The organism is Acetivibrio mesophilus, assembly GCF_004102745.1.
GTDB lineage: Bacteria > Bacillota > Clostridia > Acetivibrionales > Acetivibrionaceae > Hungateiclostridium > Hungateiclostridium mesophilum.
Genome location: NZ_RLII01000024.1, coordinates 30550 through 55609, shown reverse-complemented (window position 1 = coordinate 55609; position 25060 = coordinate 30550). Strand labels below are relative to the sequence as shown.

Annotated in this window: 12 protein-coding genes; 7 read left to right on the top strand and 5 right to left on the bottom strand. The window is 38.3% G+C overall.

Annotated elements, in window-relative coordinates:
* Window positions 1–203: 203 nt before the first annotated feature.
* The 4 genes from EFD62_RS14035 to EFD62_RS14020 all read right to left on the bottom strand — a co-directional run bounded on the left by EFD62_RS14035 (window position 204) and on the right by EFD62_RS14020 (window position 10290).
* Window positions 204–2447 (bottom strand): copper amine oxidase N-terminal domain-containing protein, encoded by a 2244-nt coding sequence (locus tag EFD62_RS14035; RefSeq protein WP_069195050.1) that lies wholly within the window; start codon window positions 2445–2447, stop codon window positions 204–206.
* 33 nt (window positions 2448–2480) lie between these two features.
* Entirely contained in the window at window positions 2481–4061 is a 1581-nt protein-coding gene (locus EFD62_RS14030) for a copper amine oxidase N-terminal domain-containing protein (protein ID WP_144445285.1), read from the bottom strand.
* Between the two features lie 29 nt (window positions 4062–4090).
* Window positions 4091–5194 (bottom strand): eS1 family ribosomal protein, encoded by a 1104-nt coding sequence (locus EFD62_RS14025; protein WP_128706312.1) that lies wholly within the window; start codon window positions 5192–5194, stop codon window positions 4091–4093.
* A gap of 230 nt (window positions 5195–5424) precedes the next feature.
* Window positions 5425–10290 carry a Kelch repeat-containing protein gene (locus tag EFD62_RS14020; protein ID WP_128706311.1) on the bottom strand — a complete coding sequence of 1622 codons (4866 nt, stop codon included), beginning with the start codon at window positions 10288–10290 and terminating at the stop codon, window positions 5425–5427.
* Window positions 10291–10512: 222 nt separating this feature from the next.
* Between EFD62_RS14020 and EFD62_RS14015 the strand changes: the two genes are divergently transcribed.
* The 5 genes from EFD62_RS14015 (at window position 10513) to EFD62_RS13995 (ending at window position 19630) form a co-directional block, all read left to right on the top strand.
* A complete protein-coding gene (locus tag EFD62_RS14015) occupies window positions 10513–12267 on the top strand; it encodes a Na/Pi cotransporter family protein (protein ID WP_128706310.1) in 1755 nt (584 codons plus the stop codon).
* Window positions 12268–12504: 237 nt separating this feature from the next.
* Window positions 12505–14277, top strand: coding sequence for a glycosyl hydrolase (locus EFD62_RS14010; RefSeq protein WP_128706309.1), 1773 nt, complete (start codon window positions 12505–12507; stop codon window positions 14275–14277).
* A 486-nt stretch (window positions 14278–14763) separates the two neighbouring features.
* Window positions 14764–16611, top strand: a complete 1848-nt coding sequence (locus EFD62_RS14005; RefSeq protein WP_128706308.1) for a glycoside hydrolase family 9 protein — start codon at window positions 14764–14766, stop codon at window positions 16609–16611.
* A gap of 324 nt (window positions 16612–16935) precedes the next feature.
* Window positions 16936–17631 carry a response regulator transcription factor gene (locus tag EFD62_RS14000; protein ID WP_069195042.1) on the top strand — a complete coding sequence of 232 codons (696 nt, stop codon included), beginning with the start codon at window positions 16936–16938 and terminating at the stop codon, window positions 17629–17631.
* Window positions 17606–19630 (top strand): sensor histidine kinase, encoded by a 2025-nt coding sequence (locus tag EFD62_RS13995; protein WP_128706307.1) that lies wholly within the window; start codon window positions 17606–17608, stop codon window positions 19628–19630. Before EFD62_RS14000 ends, EFD62_RS13995 begins: the two co-directional genes overlap by 26 nt.
* A 117-nt stretch (window positions 19631–19747) precedes the next feature.
* On the opposite strand, the gene lysS is transcribed toward EFD62_RS13995, so the two are convergent.
* Window positions 19748–21349, bottom strand: a complete 1602-nt coding sequence (gene lysS / locus EFD62_RS13990) for a lysine--tRNA ligase (RefSeq protein ID WP_069195040.1) — start codon at window positions 21347–21349, stop codon at window positions 19748–19750.
* 453 nt (window positions 21350–21802) lie between these two features.
* Here lysS and EFD62_RS13985 point away from each other — a divergent pair, with 453 nt between their 5' ends.
* Window positions 21803–22789 (top strand): Gfo/Idh/MocA family protein, encoded by a 987-nt coding sequence (locus EFD62_RS13985; RefSeq protein WP_128706306.1) that lies wholly within the window; start codon window positions 21803–21805, stop codon window positions 22787–22789.
* Between the two features lie 50 nt (window positions 22790–22839).
* Entirely contained in the window at window positions 22840–24993 is a 2154-nt protein-coding gene (locus tag EFD62_RS13980; RefSeq protein ID WP_069195039.1) for a glycoside hydrolase family 3 N-terminal domain-containing protein, read from the top strand.
* The last annotated feature ends 67 nt before the right edge of the window (window positions 24994–25060 follow it).

The following is a 25060-nucleotide window of genomic DNA, read 5'->3' as shown; positions in this document are numbered from 1 at the left end:
TTATTTCTTTCACTTGCTCTTTTGATAATGTTGACATAAAAAATCTCCTCCTTGGATATTATTTTGTAATTCTTGCCAAGAAGGAGTCTTTTCATTCTCTTATACACAAAATTTTCAACATTCTCTTGGTAGATGGTTTTATTATTAGAATATTCCCAATTAATAACGCTGAAATCATGCTTTGTGTGTCTTGTGATGAAAAACTATTCTACTGCCAGTTTCTTTTTATCTACTATTGTCTTATATTTTTCAGGATGATCTTTAGCGGTATAGAACTTTATAGCTTCATCATAACTTGCTGCCGCCAGCTTTCTATTTTCCGCTGTGTTTTTCACTTTAGCTAAGGAAATATAGGCATCACCCAGTTTTATATGGGTATTGGCATAGGAATCGGGAGTTTCATTAAGAGTATAATACTTTAGAGCATCCTTATATGAGTTTATACTTTTTAGTATATTTCCCTCCAGATCCTCTATATTTGCTTTAATAAAGTAGGCATCACCAAGAGTTACCTTTATATTTGCATGATAATTGGGTAAAGCTTCAAAGGTAAATACTCCGAGGGCGGTCTCACATGCCTCAATAGCCTTATCTATATTCTCCGACGGTTCAACACCCAATTTAGCAAGTTTTATTTGTGCAGAGGCAATGCATCCCTGTACATATGAGAAGTAAACCGGATCTACTTCCAGATTATATATCACCAATGCTTTTTCAAAGCATGTGATAGCATTGTTTATGTATTCTTCTGGTTCGGCAAACTCACTCATGGCCATATATGCTTTTCCTAGTCCAATATTTGTGATGACATAATCATCAGGGTATTTTTCCGGGGTAAAAATCTTGAAAGCATTTTCAAAGGACTTTATTGCTTTAGCATAGTATTCTTGCTGACCTTCTAAATTTCCGATGATGCTGTAGCAACTTCCTAGATAATATTGAAGATTCGCATAAAACAAAGGATATTGTTCAATGTTATATACCTTTGTTGCTTCATCTAAAGCCTCAATAGCCTTATTCCCAAATTCTGCATCACCGGAGAGATCGGACATTTGAATGTATATTATTGCTAACTGTACTTGAACATATGCATAATTCGCTGGAGATGTATCAAGGTCGCAAAATTTCAGCGATTCTTCGAACGCAGCAACCCCTGCCTCAAAGATTTCCTTGGAGGGGTCAAAATTCATAAGGCCTTGATAAACAATTCCAATATAGCATTGAATTCGTACATATTTACTAGGGTTATTTTCTGCATCTATGCATTTTAAGGCATCTTGAAACGCTTCAAAAGCCATATCAAGATATTGTCTGTCACTGGAGCTGGTGGAAATGCGCAAATAAATAATACCTTGAATTTCCTTGATATCTGCATACTCATTGGGGTTTGCTTCAGGATTGAATATGGTTAGTGCTTCCTCGCAGGACTCCAAAGAGAGTATAAGGTTCTCCACGGGTTCTTTCACATGAGCCAACGTATAATGGGAAAATGCCTTATGAATATGAGTATATGCATAGTCGTAGGCATCCTTCTCTTTATCATATAATTTCAAGGCTTCATCCATTGCAGCGAGGGCCTTGGAGGTGTTGATTTCCAGATCCCTTACATTTGCATAAATGGAATAGGCATTTCCGATGCCTTTATATGCATCCGCTATATAAGAAGCATATTTTTCATCCTTTATGTTTGCCAGCACTTCTTCAAAAATGGATATTGCCTTTAATGAATTTTCATCTTTATTGATGAGACAAGATAATTTGAGATAGGCATTAGCCATATTATTCATTGTATGGGCGTATTCTTCGGGGTTTTTTTCACTTGAAATATTCCCAAGAATCTTTTCATAGCTTTTTATGGCACCCAAATAATTGCGATTTTCTAAGAGAGTGTCTGCAGCTTCGATTTCATTTTTATAATTTCCTTTATTATATCTCTTGATTACACTTACAATTACGTTATTTCCTGCAACAAGAAAATTGTTATCACCAGACACAGAAACCGATGACCCGTTCTTGGTTGTAAAGCAAACGGTTTTTTCCTCTTCTATAAGATTTACATCGATATCCAGACCCTGACAGATTACTTCGGAAGTTACATATATTCTTCCATTAATAATTAATGCGGGGGCCGGAAGAGTCAATACTTCATCATTAATCTGAGCGGTTTTACTGCCCACATTTATCAAAACCTTTTTGTCGGCTTTTATACATGAGGCTGTTTTACTAGCAGCATTCCATTGGACGTTAAACCCGAAAATCTCATATATTTCTCTAAGAGGCAATAATAGGTTTTCATTATCCATTACGGGAGCCATCGTAAACTGTACAGTATGTTCGTTTATTTTTACATTATATTCATTTGACGCTGTCACTGTTTGCACGGGAATTATGAGCGTCAGGGATATGAAAAAAACTTGCAGCAATAAAAATAATTTTTTCGTATTCATCTCTATTCATCAACTTCCTTAATAATATATTTTTTATTTTAAATCCTTTGATCTTTCAATTGCTAAGAGCGCCTCAGCATAGTACTTTGAATACTCTGAGGAATTAAAAACTTTAAGGCTGTTTTCATATGCCGATGTGGCTTCAGAAAGGTGCTTATCCCTATTTTCGATCCGGGAAAAAAGCAGTTTCAAGTTACCTAGTTCATAGTTTACTGCAGCATAAAGGAATGGATAGCGTTCTATCGAATAAAACTCAACAGCCTCCTCATATTCTTTTTCAGCCATGATTAAATAGTCAACATCGCCGGATTTTTCATAGTATTTGGTATGGATTTTTCCCAAGTGTTCATGAACCTTTGCATAGTTTAAAGGGTAGCTCTCGGCAGTCCATACCTTTAATGCTTCTTTAAAATTGTCTATTTCTTTTACCTTTACCCCCTCAAAATCATTTATCTGGTGCATCTCCTCCTCTTCCAAAGGGCACAGATCTTCAAGAACATTATTAACAATGCCTAAGTGAAACTGAATAGTTGCATAACAGTTAGGGTTCTTGTCCAAAGAATATATATCCAGTGACTCAACAAATACGTCTTTGGCAGCAATAAAACACTCTTTTGAAAGATCAAGCTCTCCCAGGTCATAATAAACTTTTCCCAGGTTATATTGAATTAGAGAATACTCCATAGGATGCTGAGGAAGGGTATAATACTGCAGTGCCTCTTCATAATAGATTGCTGCTGTTACAAGGAAAGCGTTATTGCCAGTAATATCCGACAAAATCCTGTAGGCACTTCCGAGATTATTCAGTATTATGCTGTATTTTGCAGCATAATCATTATCCCTGTAATATGCCATAGCTTCGTTATAGAAACCGATCGCAGTAAGAATATTGCTTCTGGTATTCTTTGACTCAGAAAGCTTGCTGTATGCATTTGCAAGATTATTCATTACGTGGGCATAAATATCCGGCATTTCCTCCTTCGAAATGTTGCCTAAGATTTCCTTATACTTATGTAGAGCTTCTTGTGCATTATTTGAGGCAAGCAGCCTGTCCGAATAGCTGATCATATCGCTGATAGTATAGATATTATACGGCTCGAAGATATTCACAATCATGCTGTCCCCAACAATAACAATGTTACTGCCCCCGTCTACAATAATGCCTGTCGTACCCTTATCCGAAGTAATTATTATGTTATCATTTTTATTCCATCTAACTTTTAGACCAAACTCTTCTGTAATAAATTTTTGCGGTATATAGCTCTTGTTCTCCAGAATTATTAAAGCCCCATCTATTATATAATAACTGTCATCAATATCAACTTTTGAGCTGTCTACTTTGAAACGAATAACCCGGTTCTCATTTGTGCAGGTAACAGTTTTTGATTGCCCATCCCAACTGACTTCCCAGCCTAGTGCTTCGAAAACGCTTCTTAATGGAATATATATAATCCCATTAATAATTTTAGGGTGCACATTTTCTATACTAAGGCTTTCGGTAGTATATCTTATATCTTTGGCAATGGCTTTCTGGTTATTTAGCATAAAGCAGAAAACCATTACAAAAATCAAAAGTATATTCGAAATTGTGGACTTTTTTATTATACCTATCATATGTATCACCGGTTTTAACTTCACAATATTCAATCAGTTTCAATAATAACGGCGTTTTGATCCCCCAATATCACTTTGTGGTTTTCTCCGCTGATTTGAATATTTGAGTTGTTCCAACTATTCACCTGAGTATTGTTTGTTGTGTTTTGCTCATAGCTGTTGTTTGTATTATTTGTTGTATTTTGCTCATAGCTGTTGTTTGTGTTATTTGTTGTGTTTTGCTCATAGTTGTTGTTCATGTTGTTTGTTTGATTATTGGCTGTATAAACTTCTTTTTCTTTGCTCTCTTTGATTTCTTCGCTATCTTTGCCATCTTCACTATCTTCACTTTCTTCCTGAATGGCTGTTTTAGAATTATCAATTTCTTTTATCTCAGGAATAGGTGAAGGTGTAGTGTATTCTTGGATGTTCTCTGTGTCTAAAATATCCGGCTCGTTTGTATTTTCAATGGGTTCACTATACAAAGAGCTATTTTTTGACGCAAAAACATCGGAGTCGTTTTTTTGCATGCCCCCAGAGAAAGCAATTATTATTGTACCTGAAATTACCCATACTAATAGGACTCCTAAAGCAGTACTGCTTGTAAAGAAGTTTGCAACTTTTAATTTTTTCTTTTTAGGAGTTAAGTTTAATATTCCATTAAATTTTATTCCTGGACCGTTCGCCAACTTTTGAAGATTTAATTCGTCTCCTTCGGGAAGATCAAAATCAAGCTTCACAGTACCGGAATAAGCTTCTTTTCCCTTTACTTGAGACTCTTTACTGCTAATACTCTTGGTCTTTTTTGCTTCCTCATATTCCGGCATTGCGACACTTATAGCCTCTTTTAGAAACTCACTGAAATCTTTGGTATCTATAATAATATCTTTAATCTTGCTTTTTATAGGTGCCTTTCTGAGCAATTCCTCAATATTATCCCTTATTAATTCCTTTTGAGAAGATGTAGCTTCAGTATTAGCAAATTCAACAATTTTGATAATATCATCATTCTTAGGATATATCACACTATTTCGCCACTTTGATATAATAGATACATCCTTCAACAAATATTGATCGGCAAGGATTCTCGCATTTTTCTTCGTATACTTGAAAATGATTTCTAAAAGCGTTTTCATATCATAGTTCACATACATTGTAATCCCCTCCTTGTGAAATATTGCTTATGCGGTTTCTAAAAAACATTGACACTTTGGTCTTTATTTCAACTCAAATTTATTTTACGGATATTATACACTAAATAAAAAATAAATTCATTAAAAAACATAGTGTTTTTTATTAGTTAACTAAAAAAATAAGGCTAGGGTGCTTTTCCCCAGCCTTATTTTGAAAAATATAAGATTATTAAGCAATGATAGTATATAATTTATTCTTTTTGCACCGGAAATTTAGAAATTTGTCCAAGTATATAACTTCTAAGGAATCCGTAATCAATAGAATTTACGTCACCTGAGCCATCTAGATCTGCGCTAATCGCCGAGTAAGACCCCGGAAGGTTTTTAATCCTGCCTGTAAGATAATCCGCCATAAGGGCGAAATCGATCGATTCACATATACCGTTACCATCTACATCACCATATATGAAGATATCAACAACTCCATTGATAAGGTCTAATCCCGTATACTCGTGAGAACCTGCACCATATATCTTGGATTTGTCTTTCTTAAAGCTTAAAGAACTACTCTTTGCAGTGTTTACACTGTTAAGGACATCAAATTCAATATTTGCCAATAATCCATTACTGCTTATTGCCTGCTGAGTTCCGTTATAGCAGATGCGTATGGTACCAAGGTTATTATCAATATTGTAGGAGAAAGCATTGCTGTCAGCTATGATGTTTCCGCAAGTTATATCGGTCACCGAAAGAGTGGATGCATCGTACTCAAGGGTTATGTCTACTTCATATATCCCATTTGAAGGCACGTTGGATATTGACAAAGGCAGAGTCTTTGCTCCTGATTTCGGTTCCATTAAACCACTACCCATCTCCAGACTGATAATGCTTTCCTCTGTGGGTGAATAAGAATACACGGTATCGATTACGTCAATATAAAGGAGGCGATCCAACATTCCACCCATAGTATATATCTTGCTTCCGTCAAATACCGAACAGTTCCTTGTCATGACTGAAGGAAGGCTCTGCTTTTTCGTCCAGATTTCGTTTGCAGGGTCATATTCATAAACGATGTTTAAGTCATTTGAGAATGATTCAGACCCGCCGATGATAAATATTTTGTCATTAATAACTGCGGTAGAAAATTGCATATTTCCTTGGGGCATAGGTCCTTTCGTAGCCCAGGTGTTTGTTAATGGGTCGTACTCATAGACGGAATCCAGCATTCCTGTTGAGTTATATCCACCTATTGCATATATCTTGCCATTTACAGCAACCAGTCCGTGATAAGTCATTGGAACCGGCAGGGAAGCTACTGTGGACCAACTGTTGCTAGCCGGATCATACTTATATACATTTTGTGAGAATTCAGAATCGTATTTATTTTGCTGTTCCTGTTTGCCGCCGACAACATACAGGTATCCGTTTAATGAAACTGCCCTGTGTCCGGCAAGCCCCTTAGGCATATTTGCCTTTTTAGTCCATGTTTTACTCACAGGATCATATACTTCAAGCATGTTGGAATATGACTTGCCCATATGACCGAAAAGGTCTCCACCGCATACATAAATTTTGCCGTCAATAACTGCGGATGTCAAATCCCTCTTTTTCTCGGATATTTCCGGACATGAAGACCATGCTCCGGTAGATATATCGTATTCTTCTACGGTTTTTAAAGTTTGGAAATAATCGTTCTGTCCTCCAATGATATATATCTTTCCGTCCACAAGTTCTGCAGTAAAGAAGGAATTTGCATTAATCATGGCAGACTCTTTTCTCCAACCTTCATTTTGAAGCAAATAGCGAAGATTCTGGTTGCTGCAGGATGTGTTTGCAAAACCGCCTAAAATATATAGCTTTCCATTTTCCAGGGCAGAAGCATGTCCGAACACATTTGAAGGCAGCTGGGCTACTTTCGTCTCCGAGCAGGTTAAAGGATCGTACTTTATGATTTGATTTGAATTTCTTCCGCCTGAGATAAAGAGTTTTCCATTTGCTTCACACACGCTAAAGTCGCTTATATAGTTACTGAGCTCATTTTTTACCGTCCACTTTCCGGATGAAAGATCATATTCTTCCACTGATTTCAGATTATCGGTACCGCATATTCCCCCCATAGCAATGATTTTACCGTTTACAACCCCTGCTCCGAAGTTGCTTCTGGCTGTAGGCATATCAGTTGCACCGGTCCAAGTATCTGTATAGGGGTCATATACTTCAACGCTTTCCAATGTAGTTCCGTCATATCCACCCATTACATAAATTTTGCCGGCGGTAAAGGCAATGCCGAAATTGCTTCTTGGGGCATTCATACTGGTCTTCACAGTCCAACTGTCATTAATGGGGTCATATTCTTCAACGGTGTTAAGATAGGAGTTGCCGTCGAATCCTCCAATGGCATAAATTTTTCCGTTATCTGCTTCGACGATTCCAACGCCGCTTCTTTTTTGAGACATTGGAGCTTTCTGTGTCCAGGTGTTTGTGTCAGGATCAAATTCTTCCAGGGTATTTAGATAATGGGTTCCGTTTGTTCCTCCTGCTACATAGATTTTCCCGGTTTTCGATGCTACAGCACCAAAATTCATTCTTTCAGAGGTCATAGAGTTTCTATAGGAGACTCCTATATCGGGGGTTACAAACTCCAAGATATTGCTGGAATCACTGGTGTTGAAATCTGTTTTGGCCCTGATGAAAAATCTGTACTTTGTATTGGGTACAAGGTCTGTAATTGTGTATGTATTTGAGTATACAGTGCCCAAATAACTATCATTCATATATATGTCGTAGTAAGTTGCTTCCGGAACGGGATTCCATGTCAATTGGACTCCGTCGTCGACCCAAATATTATTTAGGACAGGTGTATTCAGTATTGTCGAATATGTAAATGTAGAACTCCAAGCACTATGGGTTACAGCATTTTTGGCCCTGACTCTGTATTGATGTTCTGAGTTTGGAGTTAAGTTGCTATGAGTATAGCTTGTCCCCGAAATGTTCACAATATTTGTGCCGTCCACTTCAACATCATAACTCATTGCTCCGGGAACAGGGTCCCAGTTGATGGTTATGGAATCGGTGGTTGATGTGGCTTTTATGGTCTTCGTTGTACTGAAAAAGTCGGATGAGCTTACTAGCGCAAAGGGCTGAGGACCATACGGTACTGAGTGCGCCGATACTTCTATTGTGTAATTCCCTGCAACAGGATTGGCAATTATTACATTTTCTACATTGTTTGTCCTGTCGAAATCAGAGTCGTAGGGAAGGGTAAAATCATTTCCGTAATACGTTACACTACCGTCCGGAGATGTAACTTTCAGGTCAAGGTCGTTTACCAGTGTAGCTGCATTCTGCACAGCAGCAGGATAATCCGACCAAACCAAAGTGATTTTTAATGGAGTGTCTGTTCTGGTGCATGATATGGTATAAGTTGACTTTTCATCTTGAGACAAAGAAACGGTGTCATTTATTATTTGGGTTCCAAACATCGAATCATACAAGCTTACTTTCCCCCAACCCTTGTCTTGGCTATGACCGCTTTGGTCTAAAGCACCGTTAATGACAAAAGCCTTCAGAAGAGCAGCACTTGGCACTATATTATAATTCTTTGTAATATATTCTCGGATTACCGCAACAGATCCGGAAGTAATAGGAGCTGCCATAGAAGTACCGTTCATGAAGTGATAATTTGAGTTTCCGGGATAGTAATAGGTGAATAGGGATAGCTCGTCAAATATTAAAGATGACATTGTTGAAGCAATATATGTACCTGGCGCCACCACGTCAGGTTTGATTCTTCCGTCCTGGCATCCCCGGCTTGAGAAAAAAGCTGTTTCATTAGGGTCATCAGAGATGTTTTGACCATAATACAAATTCATATTGGGTCTGAAATTCTCCGTTGCACCGACAGTAAGACAGTTTTTTGCGGTGGCCGGTGACCCTATGGTACATTCATCCGGGCCGTTATTTCCGGCAGATACCACTACAAGCATGTCTTTATGAGACCATACAAAGCTGTCCAAATCGGCACTATCTGAGGCATAGGCACCTTGGGAGTCTTTTCCCCAGGAGTTATTGTGAATTCTTACTCCATTGTCATAAGCCTCTTGTAATAAATTATAAAAAGAATTCATATAGATTGAGCCATCATAAGCGCCTATTTTTTGAATAACAAGGTTTGCTTTGGGCGCCATGCCTTTTATCTTCCCTTGAGACATTTCTCCATTGCCGGCAATGGAGCCTGCAACATGGGTGCCGTGACCATTTTGATCAGATCCTGTATCATTTACCCAGTCAATAATTTTAATTATTCTTCCGCTGAAGTCTTTATGAATCGTGCCATTGTTGAGGCCTGAGATTCCTTTGTCAAGGCCGGTATCGGCAATCCCTACGATTTGGCCTTCGCCTTCATATCCAAAGGTTGAGGCTATTTCAGATTGTATAATACCTGAAGCTTTATCGTTAAAGAGCTCATACTCAGGTACTTCTTCTATAAATTTGACTGATTTTAATTCGGATAGTTCCTCAATTTTATCTGCTGATATTTTTGCGTAGATATTATTTTCTCTGAGGGATACATTGGAAGCACCCAACTTTTCTATTTCACTTATCAAATTGCTGTCATCAATTCCAAAAGTGCTTATCCTGACATCCAATTCTAAAGAAGGGGTATCAATTCCTATTAGAGATTTTATACCCTTATTTTCTGAGAATTTTGATAATAGTGCAGGATCAATCTTGTATTCGTTTTCATATGTAAGAACATCTACAACGTGTGAAATACCTTTTACCTTTTCTGCAGTATCGGCAGTCATGTAGCAAAGATACGAATACTCAGGTGTGTAATCTATAAACTTTACACCAAGTTCCATTACGTCATTCTTCATTTCATCTGTTATAGGTCCGTTAAAAGATACAATGTAGGCTCCTTCTTCATTTGAAGAATACCTTTTTGCCATCAGCATGAATGACCTTTTGCGCGGTTCTAATGTTGCTGCTTTCAAATAAATTTTTTTGCTTTTATTTGAAGTATTCTCTGCCGCTGAGACATTTACACTTGAGCAGCTGGCGGATAAAACAATCGAAGCCGAGAGCAAAAAAGCCATAAGCTTTTTGAATTTCATAAAACCAAGCCCCTTTCACATTTTTTGGTAATAGTTTTATATGTGCAATTTTTATTTTCACGCTTATCGATTATATACCAAGAGTAGCTAAGAGAGTAAGAAAATTTGTGAAAAATTCGTGAAAAAAATGGGAGATGCAACATTTAACATATATTTTACAAAACGCCCGGTTAAAATATGATATAATTCTTTTGATTTTGATTAAAAGGGAATGGGTGATATATGGATTTATTTGGTTTTTTAGAGTTGATAGGCGGGTTGGCATTGTTCCTATTTGGTATGAGTCTAATGGGAACAGGCCTTGAAAAAAGTGCAGGAAACAAACTCAAGGGCTTGTTGGAACGATTGACATCAAAAAAGTTAAATGGCTTTCTGATGGGCTTGGCTGTGACCGCCATTATACAAAGTTCTTCTGCAACTACAGTTATGGTAGTGGGATTTGTAAACTCCGGTGTAATGACATTGAAGCAAGCGATACATGTTATTATGGGGGCAAACGTAGGTACAACAGTTACAGCATGGATTTTGAGCTTGGCTGGGATTGAGGGGAGCAGTTTGTTTATAAAGCTTCTGAAGCCTTCTTCCTTTACTCCGATACTTGCATTAATCGGTATTATCTATTATTTGTTTATTAAAAATGAAAAGAAAAAAGATATTGGTTTGATTCTGTTGGGATTTGCCACATTGATTTACGGTATGGAAGGCATGACAGCAGCTGTTGAACCATTAGGTGAAATGGAAGGGTTCCGTAATATACTGTTGGTTTTCTCAAATCCTGTACTTGGGGTATTGCTTGGAGCTATCGTAACGGGTATCATCCAGAGCTCATCTGCCTCAGTGGGTATTTTGCAGGCTTTATCTTCCACAGGGCAGGTTACAATGGGGGCGGCTATACCTATAATAATGGGACAGAATATCGGTACTTGCGTTACAGCGTTAATCTCGTCAGTAGGTACAAACAAAAATGCTCGCCGTGCGGCACTGGTGCATCTTTACTTCAATCTTATCGGTACGGGAGTATTCCTTACACTATTCACCATATCGGATAAGATATTCAATTTTGCATTTCTTGATTTGACAGCCAATCATGTATTTATTGCAATTGCCCATTCGGCATTCAATATTTTGTGTACGGCTATGCTGCTTCCTTTTAGCGGGTTGCTTGAAAAGTTGGCATACAAGACCATAAAGGAAGATAATAAAAAGGACAAGGTATCACTTCTCGATTCTCGTTTGTTTTCAACTCCTGCTATAGCTATAAACCGCAGTAGGGAGGTTGCAAAGGAGATGGCCTATATTTCAATGAATGCTATAAGGCAGGCATTTGCCCTGATTGACAATTATGACGAAAAAGAAGCACAAAAGGTAAAAGATGCAGAACAGCAAACAGATACATATGAAGATGCTTTGGGGACGTATCTTGTTAAATTGTCCAGTCAGAGTTTGTCAGCTCAAGATACTACAGAAGCCGCTAAACTGCTCTTTATGATTGGTGAGTTTGAGCGCATTGCGGATTATGCGTGGGAGATTGTGGGTTCTGCCCAGGAAATGTACGATAAAAAAATACAGTTCTCCGAATCGGCAAAAAAGGAGCTGGGTGTTATGATGGCAGCTGTAGAAGAAGCAGTAGAGATATCAGTCAAAGCCTTTGACCAAAACAATATTTCACTGGCTGCAAAGGTAGATCCCCTCGAAGAAGTAATTGACGATCTAAAAAGCAGCATGAAAAAGAAGCACATTGGAAGATTGCAGAGCAACCAGTGTACAATCGAAATGGGATTTGTGTTTTCTGATTTGATGACGGTATTGGAGCGTATATCCGACCATTGTTCCAATATTGCCGGATGTGTTATAGAAATGTCCAATGACCGCATGAATATGCATAGCTATCTATATAAGGTGAAGCATGAGCCTAATAATGAATTCATTAAGCAATTTAATGAGTATTCAGTAAAATATGCTATAAGTAGAGAGTAGGGCAGTATTTTGCTGTTGAGTATTTAAATAAATACGTATAAAGAGCACTTTTCTTGATACTTCAAAGAAAAGTGTTTTTTTTACTTTAGCCTCCTAAGCCTTAGGTAAAATAATTGTAATGTGAAGAAAAATATAGTAAGATAAATATGAAGGGAAAAGTAATCTTATTTTGTCACATTACAGTAATGGGTAAATTAAGAATTTCATTATATACTTTTTCAAGAAGGGGGAATCTCTATGAAGAGGAAAACTTCAATAAAAGTTTTCTTGGCGTTGGTGCTTGCAGTTGTTATACCTATAACATCATGCATCAATGTTACAAATGCAACATCTATGGATGGGGACAAGTACGAATTTGAAGACGGCGTTCATGATGGAGCTAAAATCTATACTGACTATGTCGGTAAAAATGATGATGGTGACGTCTTCGATCTTACCGGAACCACCTGCAGCTTTATTGGGCAAAAAGGTACAAGCACTTCGGTTAATGTTGAGGTTGATGAGGCAGGACTTTATGAAATATTTATCTGCTATGTACAGCCTTACGACAAAAACAAAAAAGTGCAGTATCTTAATGTAAATGGTACCAATCAGGGAGAAGTAAGCTTTCCATATACTCTTCAATGGAGAGAAATTTCAGCAGGCATTGTAAAGCTTGAGGCGGGTACTAATAATATTGAGCTTGAAGCCTACTGGGGTTATACCTATTTTGATTACCTAATTGTTAAACCTGCGGATGAAAGCATCACAGGGCTTAAGGTTAACAAGACATTGGTAAATCCTAATGCTACAAAAGAGGCCAAAGCACTAATGAGCTACCTTGTTGATATTTACGGCAAGCACATACTTGCGGGCCAGCAGGAGCTTTGCGGTTCCCATAACTATGCAGGTTCTGAGGCTGAATTCACATATATACAGGAGAAAACCGGGGAATTGCCTGCAGTAAGAGGTTTTGATTTTATGAACTACAGAGGAAACGGCTTAATGTGGGATGACCTGTGCGCCGAGCGCGTTATCGAATGGTACAATGAAAAAGGCGGAATTCCAACGGTTTGCTGGCACTGGTTCTCCCCTGCGGATATTGGCAAGAAAGCAGACAACAGTTTTTATACAGAAAGTACAACCTTCAGTATATCAAAGGCTTTGACTCCGGGAACGGAAGAAAATATTGCAATGCTAAACGATATTGATTTTATGGCAAAAAAGCTAAAGCAGGTTCAGGATGCCGGAGTTCCGATACTGTTCAGACCGCTCCATGAGGCAGAGGGTGGCTGGTTCTGGTGGGGCGCCGAAGGTCCGGAGCCTTGTGTTGAGCTTTACAGGCTTCTCTATGATAAGTTTACCAACGAATATGGTTTGAATAATCTTATATGGGTTTGGACTTCATATACTTATGAGACTTCAGCGGCATGGTACCCGGGCGATGATGTGGTGGATATTGTCGGTTACGACAAATATAATGCCAAAGACGGATTGCCTAACGGAAGCGCAATTTCATCCACATTTTATAATTTGGTAAAACTCACTGACGGCAAAAAGCTGGTTGCAATGAGCGAGAATGATACAATTCCGAGAGTTTCAAATCTTGTAAATGAAAAGGCGGGATGGCTTTATTTCTGTCCATGGTATGGCTGGTGGCTGACAGGAGAACAGAACAATCCTGTTGACTGGCTGATTGAAATATATACCAGTGAATACTGCATAACTTTGGATGAACTTCCAGACCTAAAAACCTACCCTATATCAGGTTATGATGATCCGACGCCAAATCCGTCTCCTACACCTACAATATCACCGGAAGTTCAATATGGAGATTTGAATGGCGATGGCAAAATTACTTCAACGGACCTGACTATTATGAAAAGATATATTCTTAAAATTATTAAAGAATTCAACGTTTCCGAAAAAGCAGGAGATTTAAATGGAGATGGAAAGATAAATTCAACGGACTTTAGTATATTAAAGAGGTATTTGCTTCGTATAATATTGGATTTTCCCGTTCAAAAATAATGAGGAGTGTAATTTAATATTTACAGGATTAGTCCTGTGGTGTCGGCCGGTGTCTTATGATGCCGGCTTTTACTTTAGCCTCTTGGAGTGAAATTAAAGAGGCTAAAGCGAAGGGATTGGATGTCCCGAGCTTTTATTTTGCCTCTTAGAGTGAAATGAAAGAGGTAAAACCGAAGACACTCGATAAATTTTAGTGAAGAAATCTAATTGTAATGTAAAGAAAAATATAGTAAGATATTAGTGAAAGGATAAAGTAGTATATTGATAATTAAAAAAGATCAAAAATTGAATCAGTTGCAGTAATACTATTCTTTTTAGAAAACAAATATTGCCATTAATTCATTGAAAAAACGTCTTGCTATATTCTATATCCCAAATTTAGTCCTTACTTTATCTGTTTTTTTATTAATTGACCCAATTTTATTAATTTATGTTTGGTATTAGTTTAACATAAATAATTTATTATTATTAAGAAAGGAAAGGGATATGATGAAAAGGAAGTTTTTTCCAAAGAAAGCAGGGGCATTTCTAATAAGTCTTGCAATCACAGTTGTAGGAATTGTTCCTTTTAACACTGTAAGCACTGATGCTGCCGGGGAATACAATTATGCAAAGGCATTGCAGTATTCCATGTTCTTTTATGATGCGAATATGTGCGGTACTGGTGTTGATGAGAATGGTCTATTAGACTGGAGAGGGGATTGTCATGTATATGATGCAGAACTTCGACTGGATTCTCAAAACACCAATATGTCGGATGGCTTTATCAGTAGCAATAGAAGTGTATTGGATCCCGATGGGAATGGCAAAGTTGACGTTTCGGGCGGTTTCCATGATGCCGGCGACCACGTAAAGTTCGGTATGCCTGAGGGCTATGCCGCTTCAACAGTGGGTTGGGGATATTATGAATTCAGAGAGCAGTTTCAAGCAACGGGTCAGGCTGCTCATGCGGAAACGCTTTTAAGGTACTTTAATGATTATTTTATGAAGTGTACTTTCAGAGACAGCTCCGGTAATGTAGTGGCATTTTGTTATCAGGTAGGCGATGGCGATATAGACCATGGATCTTGGGATGCACCTGAAAATGATACCATGTTCAGAAAAGGTTGGTTTGCTACCGCGCAGCTACCTTCAACGGATGTTGTTACAGCAGCAGCGGCTTCCCTTGCAGTAAACTATCTGAACTTTAAGGACACAGACCCTCAGTACGCTGCAAAAAACCTTGACTATGCAAAAGCCCTGTTTAGATTTGCAGAAAAAAATAACAAACAGGTTAATGATGATGGACCAAAGGGTTATTATAGTTCTTCCGATTGGAAAGATGATTACTGTTGGGCTGCGGCATGGCTTTATTTGGCTACTGAGGACGATCACTATTTAGAAGAAGCATTTAAATACCATGTCTTCGAATCACCTGCATGGTGGATACATTGTTGGAATGATGTACGGACAGGGGTAGGATGTATTTTAGCTGAAATAAATGACAAGTATGACAGAAACAGTCAAGAGTTTGAAAATTGGTATATTAGAGTTGCTAACCAGAAACCTTATGGAGAAGTAAACTTTTGGAAACCTGTAGAAGATTTGCTTAATAACTGGATGAATAATATTCCTAAATCTGGCGCAGGATATGTTTTCCTTGACCAGTGGGGATCTGCTAGGTATAATACTGCTGCACAACTCGTAGCCCTTGTATACGATAAGCATAATGGGGACAGCCCATCAAAATACAGTAATTGGGCAAGGTCACAAATGGACTATTTGCTCGGTAAAAATCCATTAAATCGTTGTTATGTTGTAGGCTATAGCAGTAATTCGGTCAAATTTCCGCACCATAGGGCTGCTTCGGGTTTAAAAGATGCCAATGATTCTTCCCCGCATAAACATGTATTGTATGGTGCACTGGTTGGTGGTCCTGATTTGGGTGACCAGCATATAGATGTAACAAAAGACTATATTTACAATGAGGTTGCCATTGACTATAATGCTGCTTTTGTAGGAGCATGTGCAGGTCTCTATAGATTCTTTGGAGATTCTTCAATGCAGATAGATCCATCAATGCCGTCACCGAATGTACCTGTACCAACACCAACACCTACACCATCTGCAACACCTACCCCTGTTAAGGAAGTTATGTATGGGGATTTGAATGGGGATAAGAGGGTAAATTCCACAGACTTGACTATGTTGAATAGGTATTTGCTTAAAGTTATTCATCAGTTTAACACTTCCGAAGAAGCTGCTGACCTGAATAGAGACGGCAGAATAAATTCTACAGACGTTACTATTTTAAAGAGGTATTTACTCAATAGAATACCGTCTATACCCATATAAATAATAATTAAAAGCAGTTGATATTTACATTTAATAATGTACAAAAATAAAACGGGTAGCAAATGCGCTGCCCGTTTTATTTAGCCTCTTGGAGTAAAATGAAAGAGTCAAAAGCGAAGGGACTCGATGTCCCGAGCTTTTTTACGTGCAATTATGTTTGAACCCTATAGTTTATGCTTGATGTTTTCTAAGATATAGATTAATCTTAAGAAAAGTTTAAGAATTTTATGAAAAGTTTTGTAAGGTTTGCCTGCTATTATATAAATAAAAAGGCAGGTGATATTAAGATGCATTATTACAGAAAAGTATTGGGGGCCGATACATATGGAGAAATTCAATATTCTAGTATGCGATGATGACAAAGCTATAGTAGAGGCAGTGGAAATTTACTTGAAACAGGAGGGATACGATGTTGTCAAAGCATATACGGGAAAGCAGGCATTGAAGGCTTTGGAGGAAGAAAAAATCCATTTGGTAATAATGGATGTGATGATGCCGGAATTGGATGGATTATCTGCAACCATAAAAATCCGCGAAGAGCTAAATATACCCATAATAATCTTGTCTGCAAAGTCTGAGGATACAGACAAGATTATAGGGCTTAACTTCGGTGCTGATGACTACGTGACAAAGCCCTTCAATCCATTGGAGCTTATTGCAAGAGTAAAGTCACAGATGCGGCGGTACACTCAGCTCGGAGGAGCGGAACAAAAGAGAGGAATATTGAAAACCGGAGGGTTGGAGCTTGATGTAGAGGCCAAAGAGTTGAGAATTGATGGGGATTTAGTGAAGTTAACAGCGACGGAGTACGGTATTGTGCTATTTCTCCTGAAAAATGCGGGTAAAGTGTTTTCGATAGATCAGATATATGAAAATGTATGGAAGGAACCGGCGTGTTTATCGGAAAACACAGTTGCTGTGCACATTCGTCGCATAAGGGAGAAGATAGAAATAAATCCGAAAGAACCAAAATATCTAAAGGTGGTGTGGGGCATTGGATATAAAATGGAAAAGTATTAAATATTCAAATAAAACAAAGATGCTTGCTTTTTTCCTCGCATGGCTGAGTTTTTTAAGTGTGTGTGGAAGCAGCGGTTTCCTGATAAAAAATGATCAGATTGTCATATGTGAGGACTATTACAGCTATCCCAAGTATTTATCCAATTTTAACAGTAGTGTTGCAAGCATTGTGGAATATTATATTTGGCTAAAAGATGTAAAAACCGAAAAGGATATTATTGCTACTGAAACCGATCAGAATATAATTTGCGATAAATTAAGTGCGTTATATAATTCTACCCAAAAAATTTCCACCACATTAAACTTCGGCTATTACATCCGAAATAAACAAACAGGAGAAGTTATTACAAATATAGAAGATGAGAAACCAGTTGAATTACTGAAAAAGCAACGTACATATACATATATAGACCGGGGCCTTGTATATAATCAAAAATTATATGATGCCAATTATATAATGAAAATAATGAAAGGAACGGACTATGAAATTCATGCCGCAGTTATAGAGCCATTGAAACCGGGAGACGAATTCTACGATGATTATGTTCTCTATAATAGAGTAAAATCCTTAATAATATTTGCAATAGTTTTATTGATATCAAGCTTTATACTGATGATAGCATGTTTAGCATACATTTTCATTGGCGCTTGGCGAGGGATTTGGAGGGAAGGAAAGGAAGAAAGCGAATCTTTGCCCTTTATAGACAAAGTGTATTTAGATATACACACAGTAGGGGTTACAATTTTGATTTGCATATGTGCATTTGTTTTTGAGAGAGCTTTGGATGACTACTATCATAATGTGTCTAGAGTTACACTGGTTTTGGCTGTTGTACTAAGTTTGACCTTTATATCTTCGCTATCCTATTCATTATCCCTGATACGGCAGACAAAGAGGGGAAATTTGTCAAGCAATATTCTTTTTATAATTATTTTAGAAAAAATTAAAGCCTTCATTAAGGGATGCTTTAATGGTAAAATTTTTAAAGCATGGATATTGATATTGCTTCTTGTTTATTCAGTTATAAACAGCATTTTATTTGCAATATTTATTCAGGCACTTTCCCATTACTACTATAGAACTATGGGGGTAATTTCGATTTTTTTACTGGTATCTCTGAATGCATTGGCTTTTGCTTCTACTGCCGGCGCATTGAGGTCCCTCTCAACAATTATGGAGGGAACCAAACAGATATCCCAGGGCAATCTTGACTATGAAATGAACACCGATAAAATGTCCCCTGCGTTTGCTGCTTTCGTGGAAAATATTTGTAATATCCAGGGAGGATTGAAAAAGGCCGTTGACGAAGCAATAAAGGGTGAACGCATGAAGACTGAGCTAATAACCAATGTATCCCATGACCTAAAGACACCCTTGACCTCTATAATAAATTATGTTGATTTGCTGAAAAAAGAAGAGGTGGGAAGCAAGAAATCAAAGGAATACATCGGTATTCTTGAGGAAAAATCCGCAAGGCTTAAGGTGCTTATTGAGGATTTGGTGGAGGCAAGCAAAGCGTCCAGCGGAAACATGGCAGTCAATTTTGAAAAGGTGGATATGCATGAACTTATTATGCAGGCGTGTGGAGAATACCAAGAGAAAACCGCAAAAGCAGGGCTCGATATTCGAATTAATGCGGAGGAGAAAAATGTATTTGTGCTGGCTGATGGAAAGCATATGTGGCGAATAATAGAAAATCTTATGTCAAATGTTTTGAAATACTCCATGCGAAATTCAAGAGTTTATATCAATATAACAAAAAGTCAAACTGACGGAGTATTGATTATAAAAAATATATCGGCGTTTCCTCTGGATATACCTTCAGAACGATTGACGGAAAGATTTGTGAGAGGCGATGAGTCCAGAACGACGGAAGGCTCGGGCCTGGGATTGTCTATTGCTCAAAGTTTGACTACTCTGCAGAGAGGAAAGTTTGATATACAGATAGATGGAGATTTGTTCAAGGTAATTGTAGAAATGCCATTATGGAAGAATTAGCAATAAAAAAGGGGCATAGAGCCCCTTTGCCTTCGAAGTGAAAAACCCAAGAGGGTAATAAAAAATCCTTGAAACACTTGGCAATATAGTGTTTCAAGGATTCATTTATTCTGATAATCAATTATTTGTGTTTCCTGCCACTAAAGGCTCAACTATGGGCAGAATATTCTCGGAACCTACAGCCAGGATCAATGTTGAGAGCATTGGTCCTTTATCTTCTCCAATCAGCAAACGATACATGGTTTTGAAGAATAACAACTGATTCTTCTTGTTTTCCTTATTGTCTGCCGATTCCTTTTTAGGAATAGCATAAAGCTGAGTAGTCAATTCCTCGGAATCCATCTTAATTTTGATTAAATCACAAAAAGCTTTGACCCAACCTTTTACTTCATCATCCAGAGTTTCAAAATATTCGAAATCCGGGGATGTATTTAACTTCATCAGCATATTCGGTGCGTACTTTTGTAGCCAGTAAGCAACTTTATCGAGCCTTTCTTTGAGCTCTTCAGCTTTAAAGCTCATGCCGATTTTTGTAAACATTTCTTCTATCATATCAATTTTGCCGTTGGAAATTGAGTATAAAGTCAATAGGATACTAAAAGGAGGATTAACCTTTTTAGGGCTTCCGTCTAATATAATATCCAGCGTACTTTTGGTGATTTCATCTAAACTTTCATCATTCTTATAATAGTTTTCATAAACTCTGTCAAATTCACCGTAAATTCGCGGTACATCATCTCCAAGGCTTATATCAAAAGCTTCGTTAGGAGTCTTTTTGGCATAAATCCACCAGATGATTTCCGGAGGATATATCTTTAGCAATTCTTCGAGATTTATATTCAAGCCCGAAGAACCGGACATTTTTCCTGTCAAGCCTTTTATTCCAATAAACTCATAGCCCTGGAACAGTGGCTCATAAATATTATAAATCTTTTTGGCAATTATTCTGGACACCTGATAGCTTCCCTGAGGTGATGCATGATCCTTTCCGCCGGGCTCAAAGTCGACACCTTCATACGTCCATCTCATAGGCCAGTCAACCTTCCATGGAAGCTTGCTGTTGCCCTGTTCGGAAATATTCACAGTTGAGACATTTCCGCATTTGCAGCTATAGCCCACAACATTGCAATCGGAGGATAATTCGGTGATTTTCGTAGTATCCTTTCCGCATTTATCACAATATATAGACAGAGGATAGAAATTCTCCCTTTCCTCAGCAGAATACTCCTGTGTCTTAAACTCCTGCATTATATCATATATTTCTTTTCTGTTTTTCAGCGCTGTTATTATCCCGTCTTTATACCTTCCGCTCATATACTCCTTGGATTGATATCTGATTATATCGAATTCAAGACCGATCTTTTTAAGGGATTCTTCATATTCCTTCTCGTAGTGTTCTGCATAGGAAGCATGACAACCAAAGGGGTCAGGCACTGCAGAATAGGGTAGACCGATATAGTTTTCATATTCTTTGATTTTGTCCTCGGGAAGGTTCTTAGGGACTTTTCTGAAACGGTCGTAGTCATCCCACGACAAAAGCAAAACCGTCTTTTTTCCCTGACTCCTAAGAGCTTTTGCAACAAAGTAAACGGTAACAGCATCCCTAAAATTACCTATATGGACTGTCCCTGAAGGGCTTGTTCCTGCAGCCAGTACAAACTCTTCCTTATCAGGGTGTAAGCTAATAAGCTTCTTAGCAACTTCATCCGACCAATGCATTTATTACATTCCTCCTAGTGTAACAACACCATAAAATCCATTTTATTCTTAGCAAACTAATTGCTTTTTATCCTTAATTAATTCAAAAAATAAAATAACTCGGTGACCCATCCGCGATTTAAACGCAGGCCACCTCAATTAGAGTAAAATGCTCTGCAAATTGAGCCAATGGTATCTGATACCATACTTTAAAATATGATAATACAAAATGAAAATTAAGTCAATAAAAAGTTGGGACAAGAGGCGGGAAGTCCCAATAGCCAACGCTTTGGAGCTTTCACCTCTGTTGACAAATTGGATATACTTGTTTAGAATAAATTTATAATAAAATTGAAGACTGTAAATAGTAGCTAAATACACTTCCAAAGCAGGCCGAAAGGCGTTTTGAAAATAATCACTTCAATTAAGATAGTTGTTAGGATAAATATAAAAAATAAAAGGCAGGATATGATTATGGAGAAGAAAATAAGATGGGGAATATTAGGTTGTGGAAGAATTGCAAGGACTTTTGCAGAAAGTTTGCAATATGTGCCCGATGCAGAATTGGCAGCTGTTGCGTCAAAGACTCCGGGAAGGGCTGCTGAATTTGCCGAAATTTATAATGTTGAGCGTTACTATGAAAACTATCTCGATCTTGTAAAAGATGAATCTGTGGATGTCATATATGTAGCCACCACACATAACTATCACTATGAACACACCCTCCTTTGCCTGGAAAATAAGAAGCCCGTCCTGTGCGAAAAGCCTTTCACAGTTAATTCAAAACAGGCTGAAGATTTAATTAAAGCGGCAAGAGAGAATAAAGTTTTTTTGATGGAAGCAATGTGGACAAGGTTTTTGCCGTGCATAGTTGAGCTAAACCGCGTGCTTTCGGAAAATGTAATAGGAGATATCGGTCTATTGAGAGCCGATTTCGGATTTAGAGCAAAGGGGCGAAATGCGCCGAAATACTACTTTGATCCAAACCTGGCAGGGGGAGCATTGCTGGATTTGGGGGTGTACCCTGTTTCCTTTTCCAGACTTGTTTTCAAAAAGTCTCCTGTCAACATAAAAACCTTTGGGTATATAGACAGCTCAAAGGTTGATGAACATGCGGCCTATATGTTTGAATACGAATACGGGAAAGTGGCAATGATGGCCTCTTCATATAGTGTTGACATACCCCATGACGGTGTAATTTGCGGGACAGAAGGATATATAAAGATTCCAAATTTTTCACGTCCAACCGAATTTTCAATTCAATTACATGGGCAGGAGGAGAAGGTTGTGAGAATCCCTTTTGTATCCAACGGGTTGAACTACCAGGCCCAGGAAGTAAACAGATGTCTTAAGGAAGGAAAGCTTGAGAGCGATATTATGCCTTTGGACGAGAGCTTGGAAATCATGAGGATTCTGGACGCACTAAGAAAAGAGTGGGGGCTTAAATACCCTATAGAATAATAATTATACAGATATTTGTTTTTATTCGATGATTTTAAGGGGTGTACAAAATGGATAATGTGCAAAAGCAAGTTGAGGAGCTCATGTCAAAGATGACCCTTCGGGAAAAGATCGGTCAGATTATTCAAATCGAAACCCACAGACTAATGCAAGAGCCCTGGGACGATGAGCTGAGTGAAGAGGAATGGCTTAGAATCGAAAATAATCTAAACCATGATGCCCTGAAAAAAGTGTTGGTTGACTATAATATAGGATCAGTTATGAGCGGTGGTTCTGCAGCTCCTAGAAGTACGGTTGAGGGATGGATCGAGCTGATTGGCACCATCAAAGAATATAGCTCCAGAACCAGGCTTAAGATACCTATAATCTACGGATTGGACGCGGTCCACGGCTTTAACTTTATATATAATGGTACTGTTTTTCCCCATAACCTTGCAATTGCAGCAACATGGAATCCTCATGTGGCGAGGGTTGAAGCGGAAATTACGGCAAAGCAGTTGGCGGCCGTTGGAGTTGATTTGAACTATGCACCGGGACTTGATATCGCAAGAGATCCAAGGTGGGGCAGAACCTATGAGACATTGGGTGAAGACCCTTATCTTTCGGCCCAAATGGCAAAAAGCTTCGTTGAAGGGACTCAAGAATCTTCTCGGGTAATGGCCTGTGCCAAACATTACATTGCCTGCGGCAGTTCCTTTAACGGTAAAGATCGAAGTCCGGTGGATATTTCGGAGAGAACCTTGAGGGAAATACACCTGTTGCCATTTAAGGCTGCGGTAGAAGCCGGTGTAGAAGTGGTAATGCTTAGCAGTGTAGAGGTGAATGGTGTTCCAGTCCTTGTTTCCGATTGGCTGATTAATGATATTTTGCGAGGAGAGCTTGGATTTGAAGGAATTATAACTACCGACTGGGGAGATGTACACAAATTATACAATTATCATAAGATTTGCAGGACGGTCGAAGACGCTGTGGTAAAGACGATAAACAACGGCATTGATATTATAATGGTGCCTGTTGATTTGAAATATGCCGATATTATTGAGCGTAATGTTGAAAATAGCAGGATACCCTTAAGTCGTATAGATGAAGCAGTTGAAAGAATACTGAAAGCGAAGATTAAATACAACTTGGCTGATAAGAGACCAATTGATGAGGCAAAAGCCAATAGTATAATTATATCCGATGAAGCAAGGGATGCGGCACGAATGGCTGCAAGACAGTCCATAGTATTATTGAAGAATGAAGAAAAGGTTCTTCCTCTTTCAAAGGACGTGGATTCAATTCTTGTCGTAGGGGAAGCAGCTGCATGCAGAAGGCATCTTTGCGGCGGATGGACTATGCTGTGGCAGGGAGCCTCTGAGGAACAGCTCACCGGGGGAGATACTATTCTTGACTCTATTTCAAGCAAGGTTTCGAAAGGGACAAAGATACAGTTTATTGATAATTACACTGAAAAAGAAAAAATAATCGAAGCTGCAAGAGCTTCGCAAGTATGTATTTTTGTTGCCGGAGAGGAGCCTTACGCAGAGTGGTTTGGGGATTCAAAGGATTTGAGACTGCCTGATGAACAGGTTGAAATGCTGGAGCTTTTGCACAAGACCAATATACCCATCGTTACAGTCTTAATAAGCGGAAGGCCTCTTTTGATATCGCAGATTGTAGAGAATACAAATGCTCTTTTATGGTCATGTCTTCCGGGAACTGAGGGAGGATGTGCAATAGCCGATGTTATTTTTGGGGACTACAATCCTTCGGGATGTTTGCCCATATCTTTTCCGAGAGATATTTCTCAATTACCCTGCGTCTACAATTCAAGGATAAATACTGCTTACGATCCCCTGTACCCATTTGGATTCGGACTTAGCTATACGGATTTTGAGTATTCCAATTTGAGTCATCCGGAAAGGGTATATGGCAATCAGGAGTTTGAAGTCAGTATAGACGTAAAAAATACCGGCGATATGTGGGGTGAAGTGACTGCCCAATTGTATGTTTACAGGCAGTACGGAACGGTCACTGGACCGAAGAAACAGCTATTGGGCTTTGAAAAGGTTTTTTTGGAATGCGGGCAAAAGAAGACAATTCGTTTTGTAGTATCACCGGAGCGACTTGCCGTATTGAATGAAAAGATGGAGCAGGTATCGGAACATGGAATTATTCGTATTGAGGTGGGCAATAAATTTGGTGAAATTGAGATGATATAAAAGGCTAAGTCAAGGGAAATGGTTTCCCTTGACTTTCTATCTGCTTGACATTTGAATTGGAAAATAG